Source organism: Serratia sp. JSRIV004 (genome assembly GCF_019968705.1).
In the GTDB taxonomy this organism is placed as follows: domain Bacteria; phylum Pseudomonadota; class Gammaproteobacteria; order Enterobacterales; family Enterobacteriaceae; genus Chania; species Chania fonticola_B.
Genome location: NZ_CP074140.1, coordinates 3,509,594 through 3,528,075, shown reverse-complemented (window position 1 = coordinate 3,528,075; position 18,482 = coordinate 3,509,594). Strand labels below are relative to the sequence as shown.

General features: G+C 50.1%; 23 protein-coding genes. 22 read left to right on the top strand and 1 reads right to left on the bottom strand.

From position 1 onward, the window contains the following. The first annotated feature begins 68 nt into the window (after positions 1-68). From KGP21_RS16815 to KGP21_RS16760, 12 genes are all read left to right on the top strand, one after another. Positions 69-830, top strand: coding sequence for a DUF6651 domain-containing protein (locus tag KGP21_RS16815; protein ID WP_223535763.1), 762 nt, complete (start codon positions 69-71; stop codon positions 828-830). A gap of 95 nt (positions 831-925) precedes the next feature. Continuing rightward, positions 926-2,068 (top strand): P22 phage major capsid protein family protein, encoded by a 1,143-nt coding sequence (locus KGP21_RS16810; RefSeq protein ID WP_223535761.1) that lies wholly within the window; start codon positions 926-928, stop codon positions 2,066-2,068. Positions 2,069-2,111: 43 nt separating this feature from the next. Then, on the top strand, positions 2,112-2,318 hold the full coding sequence (locus KGP21_RS16805; protein ID WP_223535759.1) for a hypothetical protein: 207 nt from the start codon (positions 2,112-2,114) through the stop codon (positions 2,316-2,318). An 11-nt stretch (positions 2,319-2,329) separates the two neighbouring features. Continuing rightward, positions 2,330-2,812 carry a DnaT-like ssDNA-binding protein gene (locus KGP21_RS16800; RefSeq protein WP_223535758.1) on the top strand — a complete coding sequence of 161 codons (483 nt, stop codon included), beginning with the start codon at positions 2,330-2,332 and terminating at the stop codon, positions 2,810-2,812. A 1-nt stretch (position 2,813) separates the two neighbouring features. After that, positions 2,814-3,068, top strand: coding sequence for a hypothetical protein (locus tag KGP21_RS16795; protein WP_223497862.1), 255 nt, complete (start codon positions 2,814-2,816; stop codon positions 3,066-3,068). A 2-nt stretch (positions 3,069-3,070) separates the two neighbouring features. Beyond that, positions 3,071-3,421, top strand: a complete 351-nt coding sequence (locus KGP21_RS16790; RefSeq protein WP_223535757.1) for a hypothetical protein — start codon at positions 3,071-3,073, stop codon at positions 3,419-3,421. A 1-nt stretch (position 3,422) separates the two neighbouring features. Next, a complete protein-coding gene (locus KGP21_RS16785) occupies positions 3,423-4,007 on the top strand; it encodes a hypothetical protein (protein WP_223535756.1) in 585 nt (194 codons plus the stop codon). Then, the gene (locus KGP21_RS16780; RefSeq protein ID WP_223535754.1) at positions 4,004-4,417 is read left to right on the top strand and encodes a DUF4128 domain-containing protein; all 414 of its coding nucleotides are present in this window, start codon (positions 4,004-4,006) and stop codon (positions 4,415-4,417) included. The genes KGP21_RS16785 and KGP21_RS16780 overlap by 4 nt, the downstream gene beginning before the upstream one ends. A 41-nt stretch (positions 4,418-4,458) precedes the next feature. Further along, the gene (locus tag KGP21_RS16775) at positions 4,459-5,115 is read left to right on the top strand and encodes a phage tail protein (RefSeq protein WP_223497858.1); all 657 of its coding nucleotides are present in this window, start codon (positions 4,459-4,461) and stop codon (positions 5,113-5,115) included. Positions 5,116-5,153: 38 nt separating this feature from the next. Then, on the top strand, positions 5,154-5,507 hold the full coding sequence (locus KGP21_RS16770) for a phage tail assembly chaperone (protein ID WP_223538533.1): 354 nt from the start codon (positions 5,154-5,156) through the stop codon (positions 5,505-5,507). Positions 5,508-5,584: 77 nt separating this feature from the next. Beyond that, on the top strand, positions 5,585-5,809 hold the full coding sequence (locus tag KGP21_RS16765; RefSeq protein WP_245398476.1) for a DUF1799 domain-containing protein: 225 nt from the start codon (positions 5,585-5,587) through the stop codon (positions 5,807-5,809). A gap of 20 nt (positions 5,810-5,829) precedes the next feature. Beyond that, positions 5,830-6,048, top strand: a complete 219-nt coding sequence (locus KGP21_RS16760; protein WP_223535750.1) for a DUF1327 domain-containing protein — start codon at positions 5,830-5,832, stop codon at positions 6,046-6,048. 24 nt (positions 6,049-6,072) lie between these two features. Here KGP21_RS16760 and KGP21_RS16755 read toward each other — a convergent pair whose 3' ends face one another. Beyond that, positions 6,073-6,348 carry a hypothetical protein gene (locus tag KGP21_RS16755; protein ID WP_223535748.1) on the bottom strand — a complete coding sequence of 92 codons (276 nt, stop codon included), beginning with the start codon at positions 6,346-6,348 and terminating at the stop codon, positions 6,073-6,075. Between the two features lie 164 nt (positions 6,349-6,512). Here KGP21_RS16755 and KGP21_RS16750 point away from each other — a divergent pair, with 164 nt between their 5' ends. From KGP21_RS16750 to KGP21_RS16705, 10 genes are all read left to right on the top strand, one after another. Beyond that, positions 6,513-10,019 carry a phage tail tape measure protein gene (locus KGP21_RS16750; RefSeq protein ID WP_223535745.1) on the top strand — a complete coding sequence of 1,169 codons (3,507 nt, stop codon included), beginning with the start codon at positions 6,513-6,515 and terminating at the stop codon, positions 10,017-10,019. A 6-nt stretch (positions 10,020-10,025) separates the two neighbouring features. Beyond that, entirely contained in the window at positions 10,026-10,259 is a 234-nt protein-coding gene (locus tag KGP21_RS16745) for a hypothetical protein (RefSeq protein WP_223535742.1), read from the top strand. Between the two features lie 244 nt (positions 10,260-10,503). Then, entirely contained in the window at positions 10,504-10,884 is a 381-nt protein-coding gene (locus tag KGP21_RS16740; protein WP_371824869.1) for a hypothetical protein, read from the top strand. Between the two features lie 261 nt (positions 10,885-11,145). After that, positions 11,146-11,709, top strand: a complete 564-nt coding sequence (locus tag KGP21_RS16735) for a zinc ribbon domain-containing protein (protein WP_223535738.1) — start codon at positions 11,146-11,148, stop codon at positions 11,707-11,709. A 78-nt stretch (positions 11,710-11,787) separates the two neighbouring features. Further along, positions 11,788-12,129 (top strand): phage tail protein, encoded by a 342-nt coding sequence (locus tag KGP21_RS16730; protein WP_223535736.1) that lies wholly within the window; start codon positions 11,788-11,790, stop codon positions 12,127-12,129. Positions 12,130-12,138: 9 nt separating this feature from the next. Beyond that, positions 12,139-12,894: a phage minor tail protein L gene (locus KGP21_RS16725; protein WP_223535734.1), complete on the top strand. Its 756-nt coding sequence runs from the start codon at positions 12,139-12,141 to the stop codon at positions 12,892-12,894. 1 nt (position 12,895) lies between these two features. Further along, a complete protein-coding gene (locus KGP21_RS16720) occupies positions 12,896-13,609 on the top strand; it encodes a C40 family peptidase (RefSeq protein ID WP_223535732.1) in 714 nt (237 codons plus the stop codon). Further along, positions 13,606-14,190: a tail assembly protein gene (locus tag KGP21_RS16715; RefSeq protein WP_223497851.1), complete on the top strand. Its 585-nt coding sequence runs from the start codon at positions 13,606-13,608 to the stop codon at positions 14,188-14,190. Before KGP21_RS16720 ends, KGP21_RS16715 begins: the two co-directional genes overlap by 4 nt. A 44-nt stretch (positions 14,191-14,234) precedes the next feature. Beyond that, entirely contained in the window at positions 14,235-17,450 is a 3,216-nt protein-coding gene (locus KGP21_RS16710; RefSeq protein ID WP_223535730.1) for a host specificity protein J, read from the top strand. Continuing rightward, positions 17,447-18,472, top strand: a complete 1,026-nt coding sequence (locus tag KGP21_RS16705; RefSeq protein WP_223535725.1) for a DUF6453 family protein — start codon at positions 17,447-17,449, stop codon at positions 18,470-18,472. Before KGP21_RS16710 ends, KGP21_RS16705 begins: the two co-directional genes overlap by 4 nt. Positions 18,473-18,482: the final 10 nt, after the last annotated feature.

Below are 18,482 nucleotides of genomic sequence, written 5' to 3'. Positions count from 1 at the left end.
CGTTTAGCGGATGCGATATGGCGAACGGGCGGAAGCCTAACTGATGGCCGGAAGGCTGGAGAACCACAATGAAATTGAAAACCGTTGAAGTTAATGGCGCGACGTATGCAGTGATTGAAAACGGCCACCCGGTTTATACCCATCCGGACGGCAAAGAAATCCCTTTTGATGCTGCACAGGCCACAGGGAAAATTGCTTCTCTCAACGCTGAGGCTAAAACGCATCGTGAAGCGAAAGAGACTGTGGAAGCCCAGTTGAAAAAGTTTGCGGGTATTGACGATCCAGTCAAGGCGTTGGAAGCGATGCAAACCGTTTTGAAAATTGACCAGAAAAAGCTCATTGATGCAGGTGAAGTAGATCAGGTTAAAGCGGCGATCACCAAGGAATTCCAGACAAAACTCGATGAGTCAAAGCAGGAAAACGAAAAACTGTCGAATATGCTCAACACCGAGATGATCGGCGGGCGCTTTAATGGCTCCAAATTTATCGCTGATAAATTGGCGATCCCGGCTGATTTCGTTCAAGCCCGTTTTGGTCAGTCCTTCAAAATTGAGGATGGGAAAGTTGTGGCTTATGACGCGGCAGGCAATAAAGTGTTTTCACGCGCTAAGCCTGGTGAACTGGCTGAGTTTGATGAGGCGCTGGAGCACCTTGTCGAACAATACCCGCAGAAAGACCACATTCTCAAGGGTACTGGTCACAATGGAAATGGCACACCGCCATCACAATTCCAGCAGGGCCAGAAGACCATGAAACGAGCGGCGTTCGATGCACTTTCCCCTGCAGATCGTGTGGCCGCTGCAAAAGACAAGATCACCATCGTTGATTAACCCATTTTTTGCCGATACCTGGATAGGGATCGGTGCCATGGCTGGATAGCCAAAATCTAAACCATCCCTAACCAATCTTTATAGGAAACATTTAAATGGCTAATACTCTTACGGGCCTAATCCCTGATTTTTACGAGGCACTGGACGTTGTTTCTCGTGAGATGACGGGTTTCATTCCTGCAGTATCCCGCGACTCCAGCATTGAACGTGCTGCATTGCACCAACCGGTACTTGTGCCGGTCACCAATCCAGCAAAATCAGCTGACAACACCCCTGGAGTAACGGCCCCGGACTCTGGCGACGATGTTGTTGATCACGTTGAAGTGACGATTTCCAAGTCGAAGCACGTTCCTGTTCGTTGGAACGGTGAGGAAACGCGTGGGTTACAAAATGCCGGTACCTTCTCCACCATCCAGGCAGACCGCTTTTACCAGGCGATGAGAACACTGGTTAACGAAATGGAATCGGATCTTTGGGTGGAAGCCTATACGAATGCTTCGCGAGCCTATGGGACTGCTGGCACGACTCCATTTGCGAATGCGGCCGACATGACCGATTTTGCGGGGGTTTTGCGCGTACTGGAAGAAAACGGTGCACCAAAAACCGATCTGCAATTGGTGCTAGGTCATGGTGCAATCGGCAACCTGCGCGGTAAGCAATCTGGCCTGTTTAAAGTCAATGAGGCCGGTTCTTCCGACATGTTGCGCAATGGCATGACAGACCGCGTGATGGGGATGGCATTGCGTCATTCTGACCCTATTACCTTTGTGAATAAAGGCACTGGATCGGGTTACCTGACCAACGGTGCATTTGACCCGCTAAGCACCAACATTGCGTTGGATACCGGTACGGGAACCATTCTTCCTGGCGGGATCCTGAATTTTGCCGGTGACACTAACAAGTATGTTGTCAACAAGGGGCTGGCCGGAGGCACAGTATCTATCGGGCGACCGGGGATGCGTTTGCCGCTGGCTGATAATGTCGCGGTTACGCTGGGTGCTGGATATACGCCAAACGTGGCATTTGCACGTTCTGCGATCGTGCTTGCTACTCGTGCGCCAGCACTTCCAAAAGGTGGCGACTCAGCTGACGATCGGATGATTGTTACTGACCCTAAAACCGGGTTGTCATTCGAAATCGCTGTTTATCGCCAATTCCTGCAAGTCGTATATCACGTGCGACTGGCCTGGGGTTATCGCGCGATCAAGTCAGAGCATATCGCTGTTCTGATGGGGTAATGAAAATAAGGGGCTTCGGCTCCTTTTTTATTGAGAGGTCGTTATGGCGGGATTAACTAAAGCGCAGCGGGCTGAGCGTGAATTGCTTGCTGCTAATGCCAATGGAAGCTCGGCTGCACCTGAGCAGCCAGAACTGGTAGCAATGATTCGAGATGAACCAGCGTTTCCCGGTGGCCCTGTTGCTGCTGATGTGCACGCTGATGAAATCGAAGATTGGACTTCTCACGGCTGGCAATTGGCCGAGGAATAGCGGAGTAGGCCATGCTGGATACTGAAATTCACTCCGACGGATTCAACAGTTACGCCTCGCTGGATGAATGCCGAGATTACGCTGCTGGGCGTGGGCTTAGTTTGCCTAAAGAGGATGTAGAGCTATCAGTCCTGATGCTTCAGGCGATGGATTATCTGGAAGGGAAAAGCTGGAAAGGTGTACCGGCTGTTTTCGGTCAAAATCTGGCATGGCCCCGGGCTGGTGTAGTTCGTGATTACCACCGGCTGCCCAGCAATAGCATTCCGATTCAGGTAAGGCATGCACAGTGCCGGTTGGCTTTCGAGGCGCAAGAAATGGATTTACAGCCATCTACTGAAAGCGGCTCCGAGGTTCTTTCCGAGGCGGTAAGCGGGGCAGTCAGCGTCAGTTATGCGGAGGGAACCCGTAAGGCTCAACCGTCGTTCGCCGCGGTCAATGCGTTACTACGTGGACTATGCATCGGCTCTGGTCAAATAGCTGTAGTCAGGGGGTGATATGTCAGATTTGAAGATTGTCCCATTCAAAAAAAGAGAACCTGATCAACATGATAACCAGGAGGTGATACGCCTCCTTGAAGAAGCATTGGAGAATGCCAAAAAGGGAGATTACCACTCGATGGCGATCGTTATGATCAACTCAGAGCATGAGGTGTTGGATTGTTGGCATAACGGGCTTTTCCCATATCAAATGGTCGGTGCCCTGGAATCATTGAAAAGTGATTATATCCAGGCCTGCATCGAAAGGCGGTAAGTATGTCTATCGATTATCGCCGTATGCGGGCGACTGCGACCCGCTTACTGACCGAGAACGGTGCAGAACACCCATTTACTCGCGGCTCTACAGTAAGCCGTGAGGCAGGTAAGGAGGTTCGACAGGCAGAGCAAAACGGTACTGTGATCGGTGTAATAACCGAATACAAACCGAGCGAGATTGATGGCTCGCTAATCCTCGGTGGTGATGTGTTACTCGTGGCCACATACGAAACCGAAATCCGTGTCGATGACCGGATCGAGGTGGGCGGAAAAAAATACCGAGTGGTGCATCCGCATCCGGTAATGCCTGGCCCCATCCTGATTTGCTACCGTGCACAACTGAGGGCGTGATATGTCCGAAAATGACGCTTTTGTGCAGGCTATAACGGCGTTTGTCGATAAGGCAAAGGCCAATCAAGCGCAGGTGGTACGGGCGACCAGCATCCGGATACTGGCGCAACTCGTGCAGATGTCGCCTGTTGGCAATCCTGAACTTTGGGACGTGAATAGCACAGCGGTAGCTTACAACCAGGCTGTTTTTGATCACAACGAGGCCCAGCGACAAGACTCGGCCAACCTCACCCCCTCCGGGAAATTAAAAAAACGCGCTCGGGTTTCGGACAGTATGGGGATCCGGGCGCCACCAGGTTATAGCGGGGGCCGTTTTCGTGGGAACTGGCAGGTGTCCTTTGATTCGCCAACTGATGGCGAAACAGGTCGGATCGATAAATCAGGCGGTGCGACGCTGGCTGCGGGAAACCTGGTGATAGAGCAATTCCGCATTGGCATGCAGGCCATTTATTTCGTGAATAACGTCCCTTATGCCTATCGGCTGGAATTTGGACATTCCACCCAAGCGCCAGGCGGCATGGTACGTATCACTGCCGCAGACTTCCAGCGGCATTTCAGCGCCGCCGTATCGGAGATTGAACCGTGAGCCACACCCGCATAGCTGCGTTGCTTGAGGCCCGTCTGGGCGAATGGGCCGACGCGCATGATATTCCTGTTGCGTGGGAAAACACCCCAATGGATCCGCCCGATGGCCTGTATCTGCAAGTCTACGCCATGCCCGCAACCACAACAGCAATAGACCTTGCGGAAAAGTTGCATGTTTTGCCGGGTGTTTGGCAAATCAACGTTGTTGCGCCTGCTGGTGATGGCACCGGCCCCGTAAGGGACTTGGCCGACCAGATCTCCGCATTGTTCCCCTTGGGGATGATGCTGGCCGAAGGCGGCTTAACCTGCTACATCAGCACGCCGCCCACGGTTTACCGCGGCATAACAACGGATGCGCGCTACACAATCCCCGTCAGCATGAATTACCGAGCTGACATCACCACTCACTGACCGCTTCGGCGGTTTTTTTATGTCCTGAATTGGAGAATCCTATGGGATTTGCATTGCCTAACGGCGCCACGGTATTTGTGGGGTCCAAAATGGCCGCCGCGTTGCCTGCAACAGCAGTCAGCAACGCAAAGGGGGCTGTGTTTACTGTTACTGGCAGCACACTGGCTGTTGACGACATTGTTTTAATCAAATCCGGCTGGGGGTTGGTTGATAATCTGGTTGCTAAGGTGACCATTGCGACCGCAACGGCAATTACGATTGGTTCCCTCGACACGTCAGATACAAACTTTTTCCCTGCCGGTGCGGGCGTAGGGTCATTAATGAAAATCACTGATTGGATGCAGATCCCGCAAATTACTGAAGTGGGTGCCTCCGGTGGTGATCAGCAATATGTTCAGGTGCAATTTCTGGAGGATGATCGCCAGCGTAACCTTGCCACGTTCCGTGCCGCAAAAAACCAGACATTTACCTTTGCGCATGATTCATCGCTGGCGATTTATAACGTTCTACTTGCTGGTGATCGCTCCGGCGATACGTTGCCATTTTACATGTATGTGCCTAAAGCCAAAGAGAAACGTTATTGGTCTGGTGTGGCATCGTTCGATCCGCAACCGGCCACAGCGGTAAACCAGGTAGAAACCGTCCAGGTATCTATCGCTGTGCAATCCCGCACCATGACGTTCTACAAAGATAAATAATTCACTGGGGCGGCAGTTGCGCCCCACTAATCACAGGTATCGATATGAAATTTACGCTTATCCCTAACCCTACTTTTAAAATTGATGTGACCATTCCCCGTGCCGGGGCCGAGGATGGCGTTCTGACATTCACGTTCAAGCATAAAACTCGTGCCGATCTGGAAGCGTTGGAAAAAAACTTGCGTGAAGAGTCCGAGAAGCTTGGCGAAACGGGCAAGCACACCAATGCACCGATGGTAGATTTTGTCTGCGAAATTGCCATTGGCTGGGCGTTGCAGGAAAAATTCACGAAAGAAAACGTTATGGTGCTGTTGGAAAACTACCCGCGGGCGTTTGACTCGATCGCGTTGGCATATACCCGCGAACTGATGGCGTTGCGCGAAAAAAACTAACAGCGGCCGCCTCGGCATTCTATACGCCTGAGCCATCAGCGGAGGAATTGGCCGCGTTTGGGTTGACGCTGGAAGATATGGTATCTGATCCGGTGGAAATCCTGCCCGATGTGTGGCAGTCGTTTGAAGTGTTCCGCGCAATGGCCACGCAGTGGCGCATGGGCATGAGCGGTGTCACCGGGCTGGATTACAACTGTCTGCCGTGGCTGATGAAGCTGCACGGCGTAGAGGATGAGGCGGTCGCCCTCACTGATATCCGAATGATGGAAGCGACGGCGCTTACCGTTATTCATAACAAATGATGATACAAGAGGGGTTATGCATGAATAATAAATATGAGTTAGTGGTTAAATGGATGAGTCCAAACAATGAATATGTGAGTGTCACCGTTGATGTGGTTTACCGTCAATTTCCAAAGAGCACGCTATTTCAACTGGTTGTGACGATTGATCTCGCAGAAACGAAGCCTATCTCTTTCTATGAAGCAGAGGCTGTGAGTCAAGCGAAAGAAATTATTAAGGGTGTGGTAAATGAGTTTTGAAGGGCGGCCTTTTGGCCGCCACGTTTACTTAATGAACTTTTCCGGCGGTCTTCCTAATATTTGAATCGACGGCTGCATAAGGTCATTGATGGAAGCTTTCATTAAGGAGCGAGGGTCATTAATTTTTGACAATGACTCCGTTAGTATCTCCTTTAATTTACTAGAAAATTTAACTTCGTCTGAAGTATCATCCAATATCTTGACAATGTGCGTTATTACAAAGTTATTAGCCGCTGCTTGTCTGATGAGCTTTTGCTCAAGATCGGCTATTTTTTGATATAACTCCATTTCACGATTCATTTTTATTTCCTTACCCAGAGTTAATCAGCCATCCCTATGATGTAAACGCCCATGCTCCTACATGGGCGAGCTGAACACTCAAGATAACCTTTAGTTTCCGCCAGCAACACCCTGATATTCGAATAGTGCCGCCTGGGTGTGGCTTTTTTTGCATGGAGTCCAGCATGTCAGACATTGCATCGCTTTCCCTGCGCGTCGATACAGGCGATTTGCAGAGGGGCAACCAAGAGCTGGATAAATTCCAGCAGAAAGCCACCGGTGCGGCCGGTGCCGCCGATGGTTTCAATGCTTCCGGGAAGAATACGGCGAAGGTATCGAAGGAGATCGCGCAAGAGATTGAAGATACCCATCGCCGTGTTGCTGAATATGCTGCAGCGTTGAATAAGTCGCAGACGGAAGCAAAAAACCATTCGCAGGCGACAGCGCAGCAACGGCAAGAATTGCGCGATTTACTGACGCAGATTAACCCGGTTACAGCGGCGTTCGAACGACTCGATAACATGGAAAGCCAGTTATCGAAATTCAACGCAAAAGGGGTTATTGATCCAGAATCCTTTGCTGAGGCTTCCCGTACTATCCAGCAGACCCGCATTCAGTTGGAGCGGGCAGCTACAGCCAGAACGGAGGAAGGGAAAGCTGCGGCAGCTGCTGCGCAACAAGAGCGAGCTGCTACAGCCGCCAAAGAAGCATTTTTAACAAAACTCCAAGCACAGAGCGCACTTTATAAGGCATCGGCCTCTGATGCTGCTGCATATCGAGCTGCGCAGCTTGGTATCTCCCAGGAGGCAGCGCCGCTGATTGCCCAAATGCAGGCACAAGAGCGGGCACTTATTCGCGATGCCGAGCAGAAGCGGGCAGCTGCTATTGCAGCGCGAGGGTTGAAGCAGGCACTGGCAGAGCAAGAAGCTGCAGAACGCGCTGTTGCGATGGAGACCAAGCGTGCAGAGGCTACTCGTAAGTCTTTCATTGACTCGCTGCAGGCACAAGTAACGGCGATTGGTAAAACACGAGCTGAATTGCTGGAGTTGAAAGCCGCTGAGTTGGGGCTATCAACCCAATCTGCACCGTTGATCGCCCGGTTGCGTGAGCAGGATGCTGCCTGGCAGAATGGGGCGATTTCAGCAGGGCAGTATCGGCAGGCGATCCGTATGCTGCCCGCACAATTTACCGATATCTTCACGTCTATTGCGGGGGGAATGCCGCTGTGGCTAGTTCTGTTTCAACAGGGTGGGCAGATCAGTGACTCGTTCGGTGGGTTGGGTGGGATCTTACGTTATATCAAGGAGGAGTTGCTGGGCATGAAAGATGCCTCTGATGAATCTTCAGGGTCATTATCAGAAAATGCCAATGCGCTGGCCGAAAATGCTGAACATGCGAAGGGGTTCGCCGGGTTACTGGCGCCAACAAGCTTGGCTATTATGGGACTTGTAGGTGTAGCTGGCCTACTTGTCACCGCATGGCACAAAGGTTCTCAAGAGGCAGTGGAGTATAACAAACAGCTTATACTTACGGGCGGTTACGCAGGAAAAACAGCCTCTCAATTGCAGAATTTAGCTCGCTCTCTATCACAAAATGGACTGACACAACGTGCATTCGCGAGTTCGATTGCGAGAGTGGTCGGCAGCGGTGAATTCTCTTCTGGTGCGATCAGCATGGTCTCGCGGGTTGCCGCAGAAATTGAAGACGCTACCGGGCAATCAATTGATACAACGATCCAGCATTTCAAGCGCCTACAGGACGAACCAGTCAAGGCGGTAATGGAGTTGGATCGAACCCTCCATTTTCTTACTGCCACCCAACTAGAACAAATTATCTCCCTCGAAAAACAGGGACGCACCGCCGATTTAGCAAAAATCGCGATGGAATCTTATGCATCTTCAATGAGCAGTCGGTCTATCGGGGTTAAAAATAATCTCGGCACACTGGAAACCGCATGGGAGTATGTGAAGGATGCAGCCTCCGGGGCGTGGGATGCCATGCTTGATGTGGGGAGAGAACAGAGTCTTAGCAGCAAGGTTGAGGGGGTAAGGAAACAACTTGAACATGCAGAAAAAAACCTGCGCCAAATGGAATCCAATCAATCCAGTTACACCCCTGGCCTTGGTTATAAACCAGCTGCATATACTCCTGGGTTTGGAATTTCTGGGCAGAATGACGGACTGGCAATACAAAAAACATTAGTTAGCAACCTGACCAAAGAGTACGAGAAACTTCAAAAAGCGCTGACTGATGAGGGTCTTGCTGCCGGGCGGGAAAAGCAGGAGCGAGACGAGCAAGAGCGGCTCAAAAACAGGATAAAAATTGGCGAAAAATACAATCAGCAATACGCTAGTAAGGCTACACAAAGAAAAGAAGAATTAGCCAAACTTGATGCAGATCGATGGGCTTTAACGGATGCCCAGTATAAAGAATATCGGGCAGAAATCATAAGTAAGCACAAAGGCCCTGTGGTTCCTAAAGGGCCTAAATATCAGCCCCCAGCAGGGGATCGTGCCGATGAGTCAGCGCAAGCTGATCTTTTAGCGCTTGAGTCACAATTGGCTGTGATGCGTAATCATGTCAGTGTAAACGACAAAATTAGCCAGCAGCGAAAGGATCTTTGGAAGGCCCAAGCCGATTTTACTGTTTTGGAGCAGGCTGCAAAAGATCGCAAATTAAAGGTTCAAGAAAAATCACTTCTCACTAGTAAAGACAGCATTCTGGCACATAAGGAAAGACTGGCAGTTCTCGGTGATGAAGTCGTACAGCAGGAACGACTCAACAAATTGCTGGATGCTGCTCAAAAGTTTGATCGGCAGCAGCAGGCAAAGCGTGCCGAGATCGCCTTTCTTGCCACGGGGGCTACAGCCAGGGATTCCCAGAGGCAATCCGAAAGGGACCGACTTACTACTGAATATGCTGACAATCCTGTTTCACAAAAGCAGGCACTGTCATCCCTTGAGGAAACTTATGCGGAGCGAGATAGGCTAGAGCAGGACTGGAAAGCTGGTGCGCTCAATGGGTTGAATGAGTATTTGGAGAAAGCCACAGATGTTTATAGCTCGGTGTCAAACGTGGCTATGAGTGCGTTGAGTGGCATCTCCAATATGATGACTGACTTGGTCACCACCGGCAAAGCATCATTCCGCGACTTCACGACGTCAATCCTCAAGATGATTATTGATATCATTAACAAGCTCTTGGTGGCATACGCGGTCAAGAGCATGTTAGGAGAAGGTGAGGGTGGTAGCTCGATTACTTCTGCTCTGGGTAAAATTTTCAGCTTTGATACGGGGGGGTATACCGGCGATGGAGGGAAATACGAGCCAGCCGGTGTTGTACATCGTGGTGAGTTCGTAATGACCAAAGAAGCCACGGATCGCATTGGTGTTGATAATCTGTATGCAATGATGCGCGGCTATGCCACTGGCGGGCTGGTTGGCAATACCAACACTGTCAGCGGAGCTGCACCAATGCATGGATTGCGAGGTGGTGGTGTTACCGTCGATATGAGTGGCATGACTATTGTCACACAGGGCGGGCAGCAGCAGGCTCAAAATACTGGGAATGGCGAGTTGGTGAGCAAGGCTATCAGGAATGAAGTAATCGGTATTGTATCGGAACAGCTTGAAAGAGCTTTAGGCCAATCTGGAAGAATTAGTAATTTTGTAACAGAAAAAATAGGAAGGTAAAATGTAATGGAAACTGTATTCAAGATCAAAGAGTTCATTATATCTGAGACTGACACCAGCGGGAAGATAGTGTCAGGAGTGGTTGATGTGATGCTTAATGATGCGGTTCTAGCCGATTTTCGCATGTGGGCTGAGATCCCATATCAGCCAGAAATGTCACTTTCTGAGATGGAGGATAAAATCAGGGGTAAGGTGAAGGAAAAGTTGCTCAGGGCCGCAGAGGTAGCGGCAAAGAGTTGATAACCAATTGACTGGAAGTTAAGTGGTGATAGGATATTGCCACTTGCTTCAAAAAGGAATTTATCCAATGAAAACTTTCGGTTATGTTGCTTTCGTGGTTGGGGTTATTTGGTTGTTAGTGGCGTTTAATTTAGACACGAGTGTATCTACTGGCTACGGTACTCGCGTTAATAATATTGGCCTAATGGCTTCAAAGCAAAATCATATTTTAATCGGCGCTTTTATCACCTTTTGCGGGCTACTGATGGTGATTTTTAGTAAGCGCTCAGTAGTCACGGCAAAGTGTCCATTCTGCGCCGAACTAATTAACCCAGAGGCGATTAAGTGTAAGCATTGTGGGAGTGATGTTGGTTCTTTAAAGGCCAGAGGTTCCGCCGAAGGGGTGAAAAAGCTTGTTGCTAGCGATTTTTTTACCGAAGATCAGGATGGTGATGTTGCTCTTGATTATGATGGCATTAAAGCCTTGGCTAACCAGTTGCATAATGAAATGCCGAAAAACTCAGCTCTTTCCATAATGGTGACGCATGAGCCTGTGATCCGTAAAATCAAGTCTGGTCTCCCAATAAGCCTCAGGGAAACCTTTGGGACGGAACTTGAAGGGGTACTTAAAATCATCAAGAGGTAACCATTGAGGCCATCAATTTCTAGCGGCCTCATCCATAAGATACATCCATGCGTTTTACCTGCAAGCGCTTTGGTTATCCATAGTTACACTAGTTTGGACGCGGCAAGCTAGAGCCTATCAGCAGCTGATCGACACATCTGTTAGGGAAGGGATCGTGAGGGAGTTGAGCCCTGACGGTCAGATATGGTATGCAAATAATCCAAGATAAGCATCAGAAAATGTGATGTTTTGATATGCCTCATAACTGCAAGTGGTGATAAGATGTTACCACTTGTAATTTGCGGAGAAATTGGTGTGGAGATTCTGATAATTGCGGCTTTTCTTGGCCTGATACCTGCGTTTATTGCACAAAGCAAAGGCAGGTCATTTGGCGCATGGTGGCTGTATGGTTTCTTATTGTTCATTGTCGCTTTAATCCACTCACTTTGCCTCAGTGGCAGCAAGCAGGATATTGAAAACATACAACTAGACCAAGGGATGGTGCGGTGTCCACTTTGTGCGGAGCTAATTAGGTCTGAAGCAGTCAAATGCAAACATTGTGGCAGCGACATCAGTGACCAAATGGCAAACTTACACAATCCAAGTTTTTCACTGAGGGATATTGACTATACAACGTTGCTTGTCAGGTCTGATAACTCGGTATCGCTAGATGATGGCGTTGTTAAAACACTGGCTGAAGTGATGAAAAAGCAATCTAAATCAGTCTACCCAAGCCATATTTTTGCAGAGTATCAGGGTGATGTAACTTACGTTAAGTATCTGCTACCGAGCACACTGCAAGAGGATTTCGTGAAAAGGCTTAAGTATTGGCTCGGTAGGGGGTAAATCACAATTTGCCTTTAACCCCATCAGGTGAATCTTATAACCCAGCTCAGGCTGGGTTTTTTTATGCACGGAGGAAACATGGCAATCGACACTTTCACCTGGCGCATTCAGGGGCAGCCAGAGGGCAGCTATGCCCACCGGGTGAGAACGGCGCAGTTCGGTGATGGCTATAAGCAGGTAGCCGGTAATGGCCTTAACATTGAAACCCAGACCTGGCCGTTGTCATTCACCGGCCAAAAAGCCCAGATGCTTCCGCTGTTAGAGTTCGCCCGTTCCCACACCACCAAATCATTCTTTTGGACACCACCCTACGGGGTAAAGGGGCTATATCGCGTGGTTGCTGACTCCATCAAGGCAACACCGGTTGGCGGCTCGGTTATGACGGTATCTGCGACATTTGAACAAGCGTTCGCGGCATAAGGAGACCATGTGGCAATCACAAATGACGTACAAAAACTGGAACCCGGTAACCGGGTCAGGTTAATCGAAGTCGACGGTACAAAATTTGGTGCCGATGTTCTGCGCTTTCACAATGAAACTATCCCCCATACCCCAACGGAGATCGCAGCGTCTGGTGGCGATGAAGCAAAGTTAAAGCCAAAAAGCATTTGGTGGCAGGGGAAGGAATACGGCGCATTTCCGTATGAGTTAAAGGGGCTAGAGTCATCCAGCAACGGGGCCAGTGCAACACCGAAATTGGCGGTATCAAATATCGACAGCCTGATCACCGCGCTGTGTTTGCGGTTTGACGACATGCTCCAGGCCAAGGTAACCATCCACGATACCTTTACGCATTATCTTGATGCAAAAAACTTTGCTGGTGGAAATCCAAAGGCAGATCCCGCCCAGGAATTTAAGCAGGTTTTCTACATCGACAGTAAAAGCCAAGAAAACAACGAGGCCGTCGAATTTACGCTTTCTGATCCAATGTCATTGCAAGGGCGGCGGATCCCAACGCGGCAAATTACGGCGCTTTGCACTTGGTGTATGCGTGGGCTGTATAAAACCGGTGACGGATGCGCCTATGCGGGGCAAAACGGCTGGTTTGACAAGAAAGGGAATCCTACTGCAGATCCTTCGCAAGATGCCTGTGGGGGGTTGCTGACCGATTGCAAAAAGCGCTACGGGGAAAATAACGAGCTGGATTTCGGCGGGTTTCCAGGCTCAAGTTTGATTAGGCGGTGATATGAGACAGAAAACTATCGATGCAATCTTGGCTCATGCTGAGAGTTGCCACCCGGCTGAATGCTGCGGTGTCATTGCCCAGAAAGGGCGCGTGGAGCGTTATTTTCCTTGTGCCAATCTTTCTCCCAAGCCTAAAGAACATTTCGAGTTGTCCCCGTTGGACTATGTGGAAGCCGAAGAGTGGGGAACCGTAGTAGCTATCGTACATAGCCATACTGGCGATGGGGCCACGACGCAGCCCAGCGAACTGGACATGTTGCAGTGTGACGTTACGGAATTGCCGTGGGTGATCGCTTCGTGGCCTGAGGGGGATATCAGGACGATTAACCCACGCGGTGAGCGCCCGTTGGAAGGTCGCCAGTTCGTGCTTGGGCATGCCGATTGCTGGTCGTTGATTATGGATTATTACCGACAACAACACGGCATTACTCTGCCTAATTACAGCGTGGAGCGCCACTGGTGGGATGAAGGTGAAAACCTGTATATGGACAACTGGTATGAATGCGGCTTTCGGGAGTTCTACGGGTCACCACAACCGGGCGATATGGTCATTATGCAGATCTCGGCTTCGGTACCCAATCACGCGGGGATCCTGTTGGAAGGCAACATGCTACTGCACCATCCTTATGGGCAACTGAGCCAGCGGATCCCATACGGCGGTTATTTTCAGGAAAGAATGATAAAAATCCTGCGCTATAAGGACTTTTTCAAATGAGCGAAACACCGATCAGAACAATAAAGCTTGGCGGTATTCTGGGTAAGAAATTTGTCAAAGAATTTAAGTACCGTGCTCGGGATATACCTCATGCGATCAGGGCATTGAAAGGGCTATTCCCTGGCTTTGAGCGCTTCATGAATGAGGCGCAAATGAGGGGACTGACCTTTGCCGTTTTCGTTGGAAGCAAAAACGTCAGCGAAGAAGAAATCGACATGACCAAGGGTAATGACGATATACGTATCATTCCTCTCATTATCGGCAGCAAGCGGGGTGGCATTTTCCAAACCATTCTTGGTGCTGCCCTGATCGCGGCGTCGTTTATCCCTTATTTAGCGCCGATACAACCCTATCTTCGTATGGCTGGTGCATCGATGTTGTTAGGTGGCGTGGTGCAAATGTTGTCACCCCAGCCAGGCGGCTTGTCGGTAGGCCAGAATGCCGAGAATAAACCCTCCTACGCCTTCGGCGGACCGGTTAACTCGACGACACAGGGCAATCCAGTTGGTGTCCTATACGGCAGTAGAGAAATCGGCGGTGCTGTGATATCAGCGGGGATCTACGCGGAAGATCAGCAGTAAAAAATATCAGTGTTCAATCAGGCTCGCTTAGACGAGCTTTTTTTATGGGCGAAACCATGACAGACGTGATCCAAGGTCGCAAAGGTGGCGGTGGCAGTAGCCATACCCCGACAGAGTCCCCTGACAGCATACAGTCAATAGCGAGGGCGAAGATTTTGCTGGCGCTGGGTGAGGGGGAATTTGCTGGCGGGTTGGATGGGCAAAATATTTTCCTCGATGGCACACCGGTTTATTCGCCAGATGGAACCCTGAACTATCCCGGCTTTGAGTGGGATTTCCGTCCGGGCACCCAGATGCAGAATTATATTCAGGGAATGCCAGGGGCTGAATACGAAGCTAGTGTTGGTGTCGATCTGAAAGCCACGCAGCCTTGGGTGAGGGCGATTAATAATACTCAGCTATCTGCTGTCAGAGTTCGCCTTGGCTGGCAGACGTTGGTAAAGCAAGAGGATAACGGGGATCGCGTGGGAACTCGGGTTGATTATGCGATCGATCTCTCTACTGATGGCGGCGCATATCAGACCATTTTAAACGGTGTGATAAACGATAAAACCACGTCACTTTTTGAGCGTAGTCACCGTGTGAATCTGCCGTCAGCAACAACAGGCTGGCAAATCCGCTTGCGCAGGATTACCCCTGATTCAACATCCAGCAATGTTGTGGATCTTACGCGGGTGATGGCGATTACTGAAGTGATCGATGCCAAGCTTCGTTATCCCAACACGGCATTGTTATTTGTTTCGTTCGATGCAAAACAGTTCCCAAACATTCCGCAGATTAGTTGTAAGCCGAAAGGGCGTGTAATCCGCGTTCCGACAACCTACAACCCGGAAACGCGGACCTATAGTGGAACATGGGACGGCAGTTTTAAATGGGCCTACTCCAACAATCCAGCATGGGTATTCTACGATATTTTGCTAAATAAGCGGTTTGGCCTTGGTGATCGCTTGGATGCAACCCAAGTTGATGAGGTAGAACTGTACCGTATCGCACAATACTGTGATCAACTTGTCCCCGATGGGCGTGGCGGCTCCGGTACAGAGCCACGATTTGTGTGTGACGTTTATATTCAGGCTCAGAATGAAGCCTTTACCGTTTTGCGCGATCTGGCTTCGATTTTTCGTGGCATGACGTATTGGGCCAATAACCAAGTTTGTGTGTTGGCTGATATGCCGAGGGATATGGATTTTACATACACTCGTGCAAACGTCATTGATGGAAAATTTCACTACCAAGGCGGCAGTTATCGAAACCGCTATTCAAGCGCGATGGTGAGTTGGTCAAACCCTGACAATCATTATCAAGATGAAGTCGAAGCGGTTATGGAAAATGCACTGGTTGAGCGTTACGGTGTCAATCAGACGGAAATCTCCGCCATAGGTTGCACGCGGCAAACGGAGGCAAACCGGCGCGGGCGCTGGGCGCTGCTCACGAATAGCAACGACCGCACAATATCGTTCTCAACGGGGCTGGATGGTTACATTCCATTGCCCGGGCGCATCATTGGCGTTGCAGATCAGATGTTGGCTGGGCGTGTGTTAGGTGGCCGCATATCGGCAGTTAATGGCCGGGTGATTAAATTGGATCGGGTTGCCGATGTATCGCCGGGTGATCGGCTGATTATCAATTTACCGAACGGCAGTTCCCAGGCACGCACTGTTTCCGTCGTCAGTGGGACCAGCGTCACTGTCAGCACTGCTTATACCCTAAATCCAGAACCGGAGGCCGTATGGTCTGTCGATGCAGGCGATCTGGCAGTCCAACAGTATCGGGTTTCAAACGTTACCGATAATGATGACGGCACGTTTACCATTTCTGCTGTTTGGCATAGTCCGGGAAAATACGATGCGATCGATACTGGCGCCCGGCTGGATGAGCGGCCGATATCAGTTATCCCGCCAGGCGTGCAGGCGCCTCCACGCAATATTCAGATCAGTAGCTTTACACAGGTGAACCAAGGGCTCGCAATCACTACGATGCGCGCCAACTGGGATGCTGTAGAGAATGCTGTGGCGTATGAAGCCGAATGGCGGCGCGACGATAGTAACTGGATTACTGCGGCGCGCACATCGGCCCTGGGATTCGAAGTGCAGAATATTTTTGCCGGGCGATATCTGGTGCGGGTCCGGGCCATAAATGCCAGTGATGTTTCCTCTATCTGGGGAACATCAAAGGAAACTCGGCTAAATGGCAAGGAAGGAAAACCACCCAAGCCTGTGGGATTCGCTACAACCCCCTTATTGTGGGGAATAGGCCTTTCCTGGGGCTTTCCTGCCGGGGCCGGGGATACCCTGAAAACCGAAATTCAGTACGCAAATAATGCCGCGGGCAATAACGCCATGTTGCTTTCAGACGTACCCTATCCGCAGCGCAGTTATGAACAATCAGGTCTGAAAGCGGGCCAAGAATTCTGGTATCGCGCGCGATTGGTTGATCGCACAGGAAACCAGGGCGACTGGATTGAGTGGATGCGGGGGCAATCCAACGCCAATGGAGGGGATTATCTTGAAAATATTGGTGATGGCTTTATGTCGTCAGCTGATGGAGATCGCTTAACCAGCCAGATCGACACGAATATCGACGCAATCCTGCAGAACGCACTGGCCAATAACGCCACTGTGGATCACCAGTGGGCGCAGTACGGCGAAGTGCGTGCCGATATCCTGGTTGTCAAAACAACGATTGCTGAGGTTGATAAGGCATTTGCTGAAATGTCGACGCAGGTGCAGGCGCAGATCGGGGACGTTACCGCGGCTCTGGAAGATAAACTGACGGCTACGGTTGATGTTGCTGGCGCAACTGCGGTGCATACGCTGAAAGCCGGTGTAAAGATAAATGGCGTGTATTACAGCGCCGGGATGTCTATTGCGGTATTGGCGCAAGCTGGCCAGCCAGTAGTAACTCGCGTTGGATTTAATGCCAATCAGTTCGTACTGATGAGTGGTAGTGGCAGTAATCAATATTCGCCTTTTGCTGTGGTTAACGGGCAGGTGTTTATCAGCGATGCATTTATTCAGGATGCATCAATTACTTCTGCAAAAATTAAGCATGCATCAATCGGTGGTGCTCAAATTACGGATTATCTCCAGTCAGATAATTACTCCCCCGGAAGCGTTGGAATGAAGCTGGGCTTTAGGAATGGTTATGTTGAAATCAATGGTTCAGTACCTGGGCTTGGACGAACTGTTGTCAATAACGATGGTGTGGCAGTTTACGACAGTGCAGGGCAAATAAGAACAAAGCTCGGGAGGATATATTGAGCCGATACGGACTTGTAGTTTATCCCAAAGATGGTGGCGCGGGTGTAGATATCAGTAACGGTTCTAAAGCCTGCGCCTATCGTGGCTTTTTTAACCCAGAGTTTGACCAAAACGGAGAAACATGGTCATACCCGGACCTCTCGCCTGGAGCCTCATTATTTATTGTCCCAAGAAGAACGGTTGCCATTATTCAAACAGGCGCGGTTCCCAGAGTAATATCATGCAGTGGTGTGCAAATATCGGGAGGTACAGTGCATGCCTGGTTTGATGGATTTAATTCCAGGCAGGACAAAGGCAGGCGTCCCATCGAGTTTGATGCCTTTCAGGTATCAGGAGCTGGAGGTGTACCTCGTTATGGACTCCAGCTTATCGATGCAACAGATTACAGCGAAATTAACGATCTGGGCGTTGCGGGGAAATGCGTCTGGCGTGGTGTTGTTACCGTGCGCGGCGCCTGGGCAATCCCCGACATTCCTGATCGTGCCAACGCGATTGTTTTTGCTTACTGGGATCGTGATGATCGCGCTGTGGATTTTGACCGTGAAAGCATGACTGTGAATGTCTATAGAGAAGCAGGTAGAGATGTCATCAGCGACGGCAGTGCAGATTGCCAGATGTGGATATGCATCTTTTCAAACGGCTCTTATCCGGTTCCTCCACGCTATGGATTGGCAATCTGGAATGCCGCAGGGCAATGCACATTCTCCTCTGATAATGCACCGATGCTTTATCGTGGTAATTCATTAAACACACAGCGTATACCGGGTAACTATGCATACCCCGTAGCGGCCACAGCAAAGCCACTGGTGCCGATTTGCCGCCTTGGTATTCATGATGGAATGAATTTATCGAATAACTATCTTGATTATCGCCATGCTGGAATGCGAATGGCTGGCGGTGGCGTTACAGCCTGGCGCACGAAATATATCAACAGTTACGACCATAGCAAAATCAATATTCAGTATCGGCTGACAACAATCAATCTGCCCGTACTGGACGCCGCAGATTATTTTAGTCTTTAAATAAGGGGCA